The organism is Aliiroseovarius sp. D2-2, assembly GCF_055809455.1.
Window position 1 is genome coordinate 551,318 of record NZ_CM147913.1, and the last position, 11,662, is coordinate 562,979.

Consider the following 11,662-nt stretch of genomic DNA (forward strand, 5'->3'; position numbering starts at 1 on the left):
TCTGGCGGCATGACAAGAAACATTCCCATACTCGCGATCGCAGTTGTGTTTGCAACGGTGGCCTTCATGCTGTCCCCATTTCTGACCCGCGACTTTGCAGGATACAGGCCAGAACAATTTCCAGTGGTTTTGGACTTCTGGCCGGTTCAACCCGCAGGCTGGGCCTTCAGCATTTGGGGCGTGATCTACATCTGGCTGATCGCAGGCGCGCTTTGGGGGTGGTTCAACGCACCGCGTGACCGCCAATGGCAGAAGATGCGTTTGCCGTTGTTGGTAAGCCTTGGCCTTGGTATTTTCTGGATCGCTGCGGCGAACGTTGCGCCGATCTTGGCAACGATCATGATCTTAGCAATGGCCGTATTTGCAATCGTCGCAATGCTGCGTGCTGGGGACGATGCCCGCGTCTGGCAAGTCCGTCCAGTGGCGCTTTATGCTGGCTGGTTGACGGCAGCGACCGGGGTCGGCGCGGGCGTTGTCATAAGCGGATACGGGGTTCTGACCGCCCAAACAGCGGCATTGTTCATGCTGGTAATCGTCTTGCTGGTTGCTCTTTCAGTCCAGTCGCGCAGGCCAGCTGAGTGGGCTTATCCAGCAGCAATCATGTGGGCTCTTTCCGGGGTGATCGCCGCAAATCTTCCAACCGAAAACTGGCCGGCCATAGTGCTGTCTGCTTTCGGAATTGCGGCGTTGGCCCTTGGCTTCGTTTTGCGAAGACACGCGGGTCAGCCGGGACACGCTTTATAAAGACACAGCTTCAGAATTTGACCATCGCCAAACCGCTCGTTTAATCGAGCCACGAACAGAGGAAACAGACCCATGAAAATGACACTCGCTCTATTGGCAATGCTCACGCTGTCTGCCTGCTTCGGGACCCCGGATCTGGATGACGAAGTTCTTTCCAAGCGTTCGTTTAACCTTGAGGAATTCTTTGAGGGCAACACCGTCGCTCATGGTCAGTTTCAAGACCGATTTGGTACAGTCCAACGACGGTTCAATGTCCAAATCTCGGGAACATGGGACGGTCGCTTTCTGACGCTGGTCGAAGATTTCACCTATGATGACGGTGAAACAGAACAACGTATCTGGACGCTTGAAAAGACCGGTAAGGACACTTGGACAGGGACGGCACCCGGTGTCTTGGGAACAGCGACGGGTCGTGAAAACGGGGATACGTTCAACTGGACCTATCGCATCGATTTGCCAGTTCGAAAGGGAACGATGCGCGTCGATTTTGACGATTGGATGTGGTTGCTTAATGATGATCGGGTGCTGAATCGCGCTTACGTATCGCGCTACGGTGTTCACATCGGCGAAGCGATTATCGTGTTTGAGAAGAAATAGAAGGTATTTCACAGCGTCGACCTAAGAGGCGGAGAATAATACCACTTTCTTATGGCCGTTATGGATCTGGATTTCAGGTTTGCTTTGAAGTCGTACGGTCGCCGGTGAAACTCTGTCACCTATGCGCAAGACCCATGTGGCACGGTGTCGTAAGAAACCCTACGCTTTCTGCGAGAATGGGTCGTTGGGCGTGTGTAGGCGCAGGTGTCTCATGAAAACTCGCGCAGTCCGTGGAATGGGGCGGGTGCTCGATGTCACAAAATAGCTGTGATACCGGATGGGCGATCGGAATGGGACAAACGCAAGGTCATCTGCACGATAATGATAAAGCGGGAATGGGTTGATCACAGCCAGTCCCAGCTTTTCCTTCGCCATATCTGCCGCTGCGAAAGAGGTGGAAACCTCGGCCACGACATTCGGCTCGGCGCGGGCTTGATGCAAAAGACGTTCCAGTTGTCCACGACGCTCGTGTCGATAGGACAGGGCAACCATGTCTTCGCCATGCAGATCCTCGGGCAGGATTTCTTTCCGCGTTGCCAGTGGATGATCAGGCGACAGCACGCACACGGCTGATGACTTTCGGTATGGCAGAAGCTGCAACTCGGCCCGCTTAATTTCGACACCGATCACGCCCAGGTCAAATCGATCCTCGATGACTCCGCGGGTGACCTCTTCGGAAGTGTTGACCTCAAAGTTGACATGAAACTCCGGGTTCATTTTCAGAAAACTGCTGATCGAAGAGATCAGAAAACGGTGCGCATAGGTTGGTGGTGCGATGAGACGTAGATTCTCGCGTATTGGCTCTGTCGGCCCATCAATGCGACTGAGCGCTTCGAAAAGCGGATCAAGCCTTCGATTTAGACGGACGGCAGCCTGTGTAGGGGCCAGTCGCCCTGATTCCCGATCAAACAATACTTGCCCAAGCTTGCCTTCAAGGTTCGCGATCGAACGGCTGATGGCTGATTGAGATATCCCAAGCTGGCGGGCTGCTCCGGTTGTCGTACCAGCCAGCATAACAGCCCGTAAAGCGTTGTATTCCGAGATTGAATGATGGGTTTTTGACTTACTCATAAGTAGGTATTCCACGAATAGGAGTATGATAAAAACGCATAGCTATTTCATAAGACAATACCATATTCTTTGCTACAGTTACCTCAACTTGGGAGAAAAAATCGTGTCTGCTGCAGCTCCATTGGTCTTTGATGGTCACAATGATGTCTTGCTGAAACTCTACCGCGCAGGCGGGATGGGGCAGGCAACCTCGTTTGTTGAAGGGCGAAGCGGAGCAATTGATTTGCCCAGAAGTAAGATCGGTGGATTTGGCGGCGGGTTCTTTGCGGTCTTCGTACCGTCCCCCACGGATCTGGATCTGAAAGATCCAAGAGATGACCAAAGACAGCTACGATCTGGAGTTGCCCGAGGCGATAGAATGCAGCGATGCACTGCCCGTTGTGACGTCTCAGATCGCCATTTTATTGGAGCTTGAGCGTCTAGACGCGTTGAAGATTTGCCGCAGCGTGGCAGATATGCGCGCAGCCTTTGCCGAAGGAAAGATGGCGGCGATCATGCATATGGAAGGTGCTGAAGCGATTGATGCCGATCTGCACATGCTTGACGTTCTTCATGCAGCTGGCTTGCGCTCCATTGGTCCGGTCTGGAGCCGCCCCACCATCTATGGAAACGGTGTGCCGTTTCGGTTCCCGTCGTCCCCGGACATAGGCGCTGGGTTAACCGACCACGGTCTTGCATTGATCAAGCGGTGCAACATGCTGAAGATCATGGTGGATTCTTCGCATCTGAATGAAGCTGGTTTCTGGGATGTGGTACGCCATTCCGAGGCGCCATTGGTCGCGACGCATTCTAATGCGCACGCGATCACACCACATTCACGTAACCTGACCGACGACCAGTTGCGCGCGATTGCGGAAAGCGACGGCATGGTTGGGTTGAACTTTGCAGTGGCATTTTTGCGAAAAGACGGCAAAATGCTAGCTGATGTACCGATCACGCAGATGCTTAGCCATCTGGATCATCTGATTGGTATTTTAGGAGAAGACAGGGTCGGACTTGGCTCTGATTACGACGGAGCAGTCGTACCGAAGGAGTTGACCGAAGTGTCGGCCCTTCCAAAACTCAGACAGGCAATGAGAGAGCACGGGTTTGGTGAGGAACTCATCAAAAAACTGTGCCACGAAAACTGGTTACGTGTGCTGGAACTGACCTGGGGGTCATGACGGCAATGCGGACCAGATCCAACGTTAACAGAGAGGTTATTCAATGAACTCCCTAACACGATTTATGTCCGGTGCAGCCATTGGGCTTGCCCTGGCCGTCACTTCGGTGCCGGCGGCATTTGCTGAAACGCCGGCCAATATGCTGGTGATTGCAAACCGGATTGACGATATCACCACCTTGGATCCGGCTGAAAGCTTCGAATTTGCTGGATCGGACGTCAGCCGCAACATCTATCAAAAGCTGGTCAACTTTGATCCGGCCAATCTGGATGCTGGCTATCAGCCCGAGATCGCGGAAAGCTGGACGGTGTCTGATGACGGAACGATGATCACGTTCACGATCCGTGAGGGTCTGATGTTCCATTCCGGCAATCCAGTGACCGCTGCAGATGTCGAGTTTTCGCTGCGCCGCGCAGTGGTTTTGGACAAAACACCGTCCTTTATCCTGACCCAGTTCGGTTTTACGGCTGAGAACATCGGTGAAACCATTGTTGCTGACGGCAACACCGTCACCATCAAAACCGATCAGCCCTATGCGACGTCGTTTGTGTTGAACTGCCTGACCTCCACGATTGGTGGCATCGTCGACATGAAAACCGTCATGGAAAACGAAGCTGACGGAGACATGGGCAACACGTGGCTGAAAACCAATTCAGCCGGTTCCGGTGCCTACAAACTGGTCAGCTGGAAGCCAAATGAAAGCGTAACGCTTCAGTCGAACCCGGACTTCTATTTGGGTGCGCCGACGATGGAGCGTGTGATCGTACGCCATGTGCAGGAAAGCGCCTCGCAGCGCCTATTGCTTGAACGTGGTGACATCGATATGGCTCGTAACCTGAACCCAGAAGACGTTGCTGGTGCGCGCGACGCGGACGGCGTGGTCATCCATGACGAACTGCGTGGCCGTTTGATGTATCTGTCGTTCAATCAAAAACATCCTGAGCTTTCAAAGCCGCAAGTTCGTCAGGCGATGAAGTATCTGGTGGACTACGAGGGGATGCAAAACAGCTTCCTGAATGGTCAATACACCATCCACCAGAACTTCCTGCCGCGTACTTTCCTGGGCGCTGTGGATGAAAATCCATTCAGCCTGAATGTCGAGAAAGCAAAGGCTCTTCTGGCTGAAGCTGGTGTGCCTGAGGGTCTTGAACTGACCGCAGGTGTGCGTGAAGCACAAGAGCGGATCGAGATTGCTCAGACTTACCAGAACGCTCTGGCACAGGTTGGGATCAAGCTGAACATCACCGTGGGGACTGCAAAGCAAATCCTGGGTGAATATCGTTCACGCAATCTGGACGTCTATATTGGCGCTTGGGGCCCGGACTATCCTGACCCGCACACCAATGCAGGCACGTTTGCGTATAATCCCGACAACTCGGACGAAGCGAATGCCACTGGACTTCTGGCATGGCGTAATGGCTGGGACACGGGCGGGTTGACCGACAAGGTTGCCGCCGCTGTTGTCGAAAACGATCGCGATATGCGTCAGCAGATGTATAGCGACATTCAGTCTGAATTCCGCGATATGTCACCGTTTGCTGTGATGTTCCAGAAGATCGAACAGGCTGCGATGCGCGACAATGTTCAGAACGTGAATCTGGGTGGTGCGACCACTGCAGTTTCCTACTGGCCGATCACCAAATAAATGGCGGTTAGTGATACCAACGAAGAGAGGCGCCGCCGTGCGCCTCTCTACCCCTGGATCAAGGGGACTCTCCTGACGCTTGGGTCAATCGCAGTGACGATGCTTGGGCTGTTGTTCGTGACGTTTGTGATCGGGCGGGTCATGCCAATTGATCCGGTTCTGGCAATCGTCGGCGAACGCGCGTCGCAATCCACATATGACGCTGTTTACGAACAGCTTGGCCTGGACAAGCCTTTGATTGTTCAATTCTTTTACTACCTCTGGGACGTAGTGCACGGTGACTTCGGAATGTCACTGTTGAACGCCCGGCCTGTGTCTGAAGACATCGCGCGGGTCTTCCCGGCAACGATGGAACTTGCCTCACTTGGCGTCATCATTGGCATCGTGCTTGGTGTGCCGCTGGGCGTTGTTGCTGCCGTCAATCGCGGGTCTTGGATCGACCAGATCGCGCGGGTTGTGGCGTTGGTTGGCTACTCCATGCCGATCTTCTGGCTTGGCCTGATGGGACTTTTGGTCTTCTACGGCGTGCTTGGCTGGGTCGGAGGGCCCGGACGGCTGGACATCTTCTATCAAGATATCGTGCCGACGCGCACAGGGATGATCTTGCTGGACAGCGCCATTGCAGGCGAATGGTCGGTGTTCCGAAACGCCTTTTCGCATATCGTGCTTCCCGCTGCTTTGCTCGGCTATTACTCGCTGGCGTACATCAGCCGGATGACCCGATCCTTCATGCTGGAACAGCTGTCGGCGGAGTATGTCACCACGGCTCGGGTCAAAGGACTGTCCGAGCGTGCCGTGATCTGGCGCCATGCGTTTAAGAATATCCGCGTGCAGCTGATCACCGTCATTGCGCTGAGCTATGCCAACCTACTGGAAGGGTCCGTTCTGACCGAGATCATCTTCTCGTGGCCGGGTATCGGCAGCTACATTACCACCGCGCTTCTTAGCGCTGATATGAACGCCGTTTTGGGTGGCACAGTTGTAGTTGGGCTGATCTTTATCTGCCTCAATATCCTGTCCGACCTTCTGTATCGTATATTTGATCCGAGGTCGAAATGAGCGACGTGACTTCTCAACATCAAAGCTGGCGCGAATGGCTTGTAACTGACGCGCCGACGTCGCGCCGTCATGCACGGTTGGCAAACCTGTATCAGGGGTGGCTGACACTCAGGGCGAACTCAATGGCCATGTTTGGGCTGGGCATCTTGCTGGTGCTTTTGCTGGTGGCTTTACTGGCCCCGTTCCTGTCCCCGCATGATCCGTTTGAACAAAGCCTTAGCAACCGATTGCAGCCACTGGGCTCAGACGGTCACCTTCTGGGCACGGACAGCCTGGGCCGCGATATCCTTAGCCGTCTAATCTATGGATCACGCATTACGCTTTACATCGTGGCGCTTGTGGCGCTGATCGCGCCCGTTGCGGGGCTGTTGGTGGGCACAGTCGCCGGATATGTGGGCGGTTGGACCGATACGATCTTAATGCGCATCACCGACATCTTTCTGGCCTTCCCGCGCCTTGTCTTGGCTCTGGCCTTTGTCGCAGCGCTTGGTGCTGGGATCGAGAATGCTGTACTGGCGATCTCACTTACAGCATGGCCGCCTTATGCAAGGATTGCACGGGCGGAAACGCTGACGATCCGATCTGCAGACTATATCAGCGCGATACGCCTGCAAGGCGCAGGTGCCTTGCGCATCATCACAAAACACATCTGGCCCTTGTGCATCTCGTCCCTGATCGTGCGGGTCACGCTGGACATGGCGGGGATCATTCTTGCGGCCGCAGGCTTGGGCTTCCTTGGACTTGGCGCTCAACCCCCCAGCCCGGAATGGGGCGCGATGATTTCAGAAGGTCGCCGTTTCATTCTTGATCACTGGTGGGTCGCGACCGTGCCGGGGCTTGCCATCTTTACTGTGTCTTTAGCCTTCAACCTCTTGGGGGATGGGCTCCGCGATGTGCTTGATCCGAAGGATGGAAGTCAATGAGCTTGCTTGAAGTCGAAAACCTTTGGGTGCGGTTCCCAACTCGTCAGGGCATCTTTGATGCAGTGCGCGGTGTGTCCTTCAAATTGGAACGCGAACGGCTGGGCATCGTCGGGGAAAGTGGATCAGGAAAGTCGATGACGGGCCGCGCCATCCTGCGCCTGATCCGAAAGCCCGGAATGGTCGAGGCGGACGCCATCCGCCTTGAAGGGCAAAACCTTTTGGACCTGTCTGAACCCGAAATGCGCAAAGTACGTGGTCAGAAGATATCCATGGTCATGCAGGATCCGAAGTTTTCGTTGAATCCTGTGATGACCATCGGCGATCAGATCATGGAAGCCTATCTGCTGCACAACAACACATCGAAGGCACAGGCCCGCGCAAAAGCCATCGCCATGTTGGAAGCCGTGTCGATCCGTGATCCCGAGCGCGTCATGCGCGCTTACCCGCACGAGATGTCGGGCGGCATGGGGCAGCGCATCATGATTGCGATGATGTTGATCCCGGACCCGCAGATTTTGATTGCAGATGAGCCGACCTCGGCATTGGATGTTTCGGTTCAACGACAAGTGTTGGATATCATGGACGGGCTGGTGAAAGAGCGAGGCATGGGCCTGATCTTTATCAGCCACGATTTGAACCTTGTGTCCGAGTTCTGTGACCGCGTTCTAATCATGTATGCAGGTCGCATCGTCGAGGTCTGTGACGCAGATAAGCTGCACGAAGCAAAGCACCCCTATACCCAAGGGCTTTTGAACTCATTGCCGCGATTGGACCAGCCGAAGAAGCACCTTGAAGTCCTTAAGCGCGATGACGCTTGGGCCGAAAGTGAAAGCGTGGGGGGAAGCTGATGACTGCTTTGACCATCAAGGACCTGAACGTTTGGTTTGGGATTGATCGCGACCGCGTGGATGCGGTCAAAGCCGCCAGTTTTGACGTGGGCATTGGTGAAAGCTTTGGCCTGGTTGGCGAAAGCGGGTCGGGGAAATCGACCATCCTTCGGGCGATCACCGGATTGGCCCCCACATGGTCTGGTGAAATCACCGTGGAAGGCACGCGGTTGGAGGGCGCAACGCGGGACCGCGCATTCTACAAAACCGTGCAGATGGTTTTTCAAGATCCCTATGCCTCGCTTCACCCGCGACACACGGTGGATCAAGTCCTCAGCGAAACGCTTCACCTTCATGGCTTCAAAGACATCGACGCACGGGTCGTCAGACTGCTGGATGACGTGGGGCTGGGAAGCAAGTTCCGCTTTCGTTATCCTCACCAAATATCGGGTGGGCAGCGGCAGAGGGTGGCCGTAGCGCGCGCGCTGGCAGGCGAGCCGGATATCTTGCTTCTGGATGAACCGACCTCGGCACTGGACGTATCTGTGCAGGCCGAAATCCTGAACCTGCTGACCGACCTGCGCGACGAGCATAAATTGACCTACTTGATGGTTTCGCATGATTTGCCCGTGATCGGACACATGTGCGACCGGCTTGCCGTCATGAAAGACGGAGAGATTGTTGAGGTTATGGAGACCGACGACCTGCGACACGGCACAGCCAAGCACGATTATTCACGATCCTTGCTTGCGGCGTCTGCTGTGGCGTAATCGACGTCATCTTCACGAGCTTGAGGCCAAGCCGGCGTTCACTTTATGCCCTGATGTAGTGCTTACACCAATAAGCAGAAGGTGCGCATGCGGCCCCTTTTTTATTGAAAATTCGCGGCCTTAAGCCAGTTGACGCGAGGGATTGTATTCCAGTTTCAGAACAGTAGCCACTTCGCCAGCGAGCGCACGCACTTCGTCTGCAGCGGGACCACTTCTTTTTGCCTCAATCACACCCAGACCGCGTCCCAGTGCTTCGGCATAGATCACCCTGTTCGACAATGATGACTGCAACGGGTTTGCCCCAAGCTCGGCTACCGACTCGGCCACTTGTTCACCAACGCGCGTACCGTTGCGTGTGCGGTTCATGACAACATTCGTTGGTTTCCCAGCCCGATCCGCCAAGTCCAGAATATCATTGGTTGCCCAGACATCGGCCTTGCTGGCGGAGACGGGGACCAGCACCAGGTCCGACTCACCGAGGACCCAGCGCACATCGCTGTCGGCTTTCGGGGGCGTGTCGATCAGAATGACGTCGGCCTCTTTGGCGAGACCCCGTATGGCACGCGAAATCCCATAGGCGGTCGCCGTCGAGAACCGGAGGTTTTCATCCTCGCCCAGCATTTCTTCGCGAATATCCAGCCACTTACCAAGGCTGCCTTGGGGGTCCGTGTCCAAAAGGGCCACGCTTTTCCCCTCGGCCAAAAATGCGATTGCCAAGTTGGACACGAGCGTTGTTTTGCCCGCGCCACCCTTTTGTTGCGCCACACAGATGATCCGACCGCCCATGAGATAAGCCTCCAAATGCTTTTTCTGCGGTGCAGCATACCACTTGGAGGGAAGAAAGGCGATAGAGCTATTGCGGGTTGGTTTTTTTAACCGAGGGTTCTGCCATTATCGATGCGACGAAACTGGTGTGGAAGGTCTAAGAACTCGTTGTAAGGATCGCTATGGAACGAGAATGCCGTCTATTTCGAAAAGGCACCGACCATTGGGGCCGCGCCGCTCATAAATCGTAAGACGCACTTCGAGATCGGACCTTCCTTCTTCCTCAGTGTAAAAAGGGAGATCTACCCAGAATGACAGTTCGCCAACTATAATTTCTCCAAAAGTAGAGCTTGAATAATGATTTTCCGGAGGAAGGACTAAGCGCCTCCCGTACTCGGAGATGGCACGCCTCATTTCATCGGCAGGAAGACGAATGCCCTTCGTCTGCGCGACCAGACCTTCGTAGTCTTCATCGACAAGCGATGCCATGATCTGCTTCAACTCTGCCTTTAGCCAGAGCGGCAAACGCATCTCGGAATCGGCCACTTTGTTTCAACCTCGACTATCTTTGAGCATTCGGAACGCTTACGGCTTGTCTGTCACGTTCTCTTTAAATGCCACCTCGAACTCTGCCTGCTTTTCCGGGCTGGCGTCGGTCTGATGGTTCGCCTTCCATTCGGCCATGGTCATGCCATAGAACGCCTCGCGGCCTTCGTCTTTGGTCATTTCAATGCCCCGTTCGTTGGCGGCTTCCTGATACCAACGCGACAGGCAGTTTCGGCAAAAACCCGCAAGGTTCATCATGTCGATGTTCTGAGCATCAGTGCGGTCTTCCATCAGGTGCTTTTGCAAACGGCGAAAGGCGGCGGCTTCGATCTCGATACGGGTTTGGTCATCCATGATGGGCTCCGGTTGAATGGCGGTTTGGCGCATTGGAACGGTTGCGCCCGGCAAGGTCAACCGGGCGCGATACGAGTTACATCAATTTCAACGCAATCCATGGGGCCACGCAGAAAACAAGGGTCAGTATCTTCAAGTTGGCAAGATAGTTGAAATACGCGCTGTTCAGTGCGTCTTCGCTGAGCGGAAACAGCGACGAATGCAATTTGATGGCCACGGGGCGTAGGACAACTATCCCAATGGTGGCCACAAGCAGAAACACGATATTTAATACAGACATCCAGCCAAAGAACGTTGTCAGTTGATCAATGGTCATAGCGGGTCTCCTTTCATTGAAACCTACTATATATATGGGGATCAACGCCCCGTGAGGCAAGGAACGGGCGCTGTGGAAACACTGCCCAAACGGCGCCTTTAGAGCCCGCTTTTTGCCAGTACTTCGGTCAGAATTGGGGCCAGTCGTTCCGCCCATTCGCGCTGTTGGTCTTCGGTCTCGATCAGGTCATTGCGGATTTCGATCAGAACGTTCGGGCGTTTCTGCACGACGGCGTGACGGTCGATTGAATCGCCATCCAAATGGCCGCCATAAGGCTCGTTCTCGCCAACACACAGGTCGGCTTCTTGCTCAAGCCGTTCGATCAACGGCGTCGCGATGCGGCTGTCTTTTTCGTGCAGGATCGCGATGTGCCACGGGCGCGGGTCGCGACCATTCAGTTGCGGCGTATAGGAATGCATCGCAACGATCACGGTATTCTCCTGGCGGGCCGCAAGTTCGGCAAGCGCATCGTGGTAGGGGCGGTGGAAAGCGTTTAGTCGGCGCGCCTTTTCCGCTTTGTCGGCGTACCGGTTTGCCGGGATGATTGTCCCGTCATAAAGGCGCATCAGCAATGTAGGGTCGTCTTCACCACGGTTCGGATCGATCACCAAACGCGAGAAGTTGGTCAGGATCGCGGGGGCATCCAGCAGCTCGGCTAAATGAGTGGTGACTGCAGCAGCGCCAACGTCATAGGCGATGTGTCGGTTCATATCATCGGGCGCAATGCCCAGATCACCGTCGCCTACGCAAGAAGGAACAGTGTTGGCGGCATGATCGCATGTGATCAACCAGCGTGCGGGCCTGTCTTGGCCATAAATGTGAAAAGGTGTGTATGTCATCTTGGCGTTGTTTTTCTGTTTCAGTTCTCCTTTAAGGGAGGTT

General features: G+C 54.7%; 13 protein-coding genes and 1 pseudogene. 8 read left to right on the forward strand and 6 right to left on the reverse strand.

The annotated features are described in order from the left end of the window. The first annotated feature begins 9 nt into the window (after positions 1-9). Together AC0L6A_RS02685 and AC0L6A_RS02690 are read left to right on the forward strand one after the other, a co-directional pair. Entirely contained in the window at positions 10-744 is a 735-nt protein-coding gene (locus tag AC0L6A_RS02685; protein ID WP_473292029.1) for a hypothetical protein, read from the forward strand. A 78-nt stretch (positions 745-822) separates the two neighbouring features. After that, on the forward strand, positions 823-1,341 hold the full coding sequence (locus tag AC0L6A_RS02690) for a DUF3833 domain-containing protein (protein ID WP_473293357.1): 519 nt from the start codon (positions 823-825) through the stop codon (positions 1,339-1,341). 159 nt (positions 1,342-1,500) lie between these two features. On the opposite strand, the gene AC0L6A_RS02695 is transcribed toward AC0L6A_RS02690, so the two are convergent. Then, a complete protein-coding gene (locus AC0L6A_RS02695; protein ID WP_473292030.1) occupies positions 1,501-2,412 on the reverse strand; it encodes a LysR family transcriptional regulator in 912 nt (303 codons plus the stop codon). Between the two features lie 175 nt (positions 2,413-2,587). Between AC0L6A_RS02695 and AC0L6A_RS02700 the strand changes: the two are divergent. The 6 genes and pseudogenes from AC0L6A_RS02700 (at position 2,588) to AC0L6A_RS02725 (ending at position 8,799) form a co-directional block, all read left to right on the forward strand. Next, positions 2,588-3,575 (forward strand): annotated as a pseudogene (locus AC0L6A_RS02700) (dipeptidase). Between the two features lie 43 nt (positions 3,576-3,618). After that, positions 3,619-5,220, forward strand: a complete 1,602-nt coding sequence (locus AC0L6A_RS02705) for an ABC transporter substrate-binding protein (RefSeq protein WP_473292031.1) — start codon at positions 3,619-3,621, stop codon at positions 5,218-5,220. Next, a complete protein-coding gene (locus AC0L6A_RS02710; RefSeq protein ID WP_473292032.1) occupies positions 5,221-6,279 on the forward strand; it encodes an ABC transporter permease in 1,059 nt (352 codons plus the stop codon). Further along, positions 6,276-7,202 (forward strand): nickel transporter permease, encoded by a 927-nt coding sequence (gene nikC / locus AC0L6A_RS02715; protein WP_473292034.1) that lies wholly within the window; start codon positions 6,276-6,278, stop codon positions 7,200-7,202. Before AC0L6A_RS02710 ends, nikC begins: the two co-directional genes overlap by 4 nt. After that, positions 7,199-8,050: an ABC transporter ATP-binding protein gene (locus AC0L6A_RS02720; RefSeq protein ID WP_473292035.1), complete on the forward strand. Its 852-nt coding sequence runs from the start codon at positions 7,199-7,201 to the stop codon at positions 8,048-8,050. Before nikC ends, AC0L6A_RS02720 begins: the two co-directional genes overlap by 4 nt. Then, the gene (locus AC0L6A_RS02725; protein WP_473292036.1) at positions 8,050-8,799 is read left to right on the forward strand and encodes an ABC transporter ATP-binding protein; all 750 of its coding nucleotides are present in this window, start codon (positions 8,050-8,052) and stop codon (positions 8,797-8,799) included. Before AC0L6A_RS02720 ends, AC0L6A_RS02725 begins: the two co-directional genes overlap by 1 nt. Positions 8,800-8,919: 120 nt before the next feature. Here AC0L6A_RS02725 and parA read toward each other — a convergent pair whose 3' ends face one another. From parA to AC0L6A_RS02750, 5 genes are all read right to left on the reverse strand, one after another. Then, positions 8,920-9,585 carry a ParA family partition ATPase gene (parA, locus tag AC0L6A_RS02730; protein ID WP_473292037.1) on the reverse strand — a complete coding sequence of 222 codons (666 nt, stop codon included), beginning with the start codon at positions 9,583-9,585 and terminating at the stop codon, positions 8,920-8,922. A 159-nt stretch (positions 9,586-9,744) separates the two neighbouring features. Beyond that, a complete protein-coding gene (locus AC0L6A_RS02735; RefSeq protein ID WP_473292039.1) occupies positions 9,745-10,110 on the reverse strand; it encodes a DUF7668 domain-containing protein in 366 nt (121 codons plus the stop codon). 39 nt (positions 10,111-10,149) lie between these two features. Next, positions 10,150-10,464 (reverse strand): DUF1244 domain-containing protein, encoded by a 315-nt coding sequence (locus tag AC0L6A_RS02740; protein WP_473292040.1) that lies wholly within the window; start codon positions 10,462-10,464, stop codon positions 10,150-10,152. A gap of 76 nt (positions 10,465-10,540) precedes the next feature. After that, positions 10,541-10,780, reverse strand: a complete 240-nt coding sequence (locus tag AC0L6A_RS02745; RefSeq protein WP_473292041.1) for a DUF6868 family protein — start codon at positions 10,778-10,780, stop codon at positions 10,541-10,543. A gap of 98 nt (positions 10,781-10,878) precedes the next feature. Then, positions 10,879-11,619, reverse strand: a complete 741-nt coding sequence (locus AC0L6A_RS02750) for an N-formylglutamate amidohydrolase (RefSeq protein WP_473292043.1) — start codon at positions 11,617-11,619, stop codon at positions 10,879-10,881. Between the last annotated feature and the right edge of the window lie 43 nt (positions 11,620-11,662).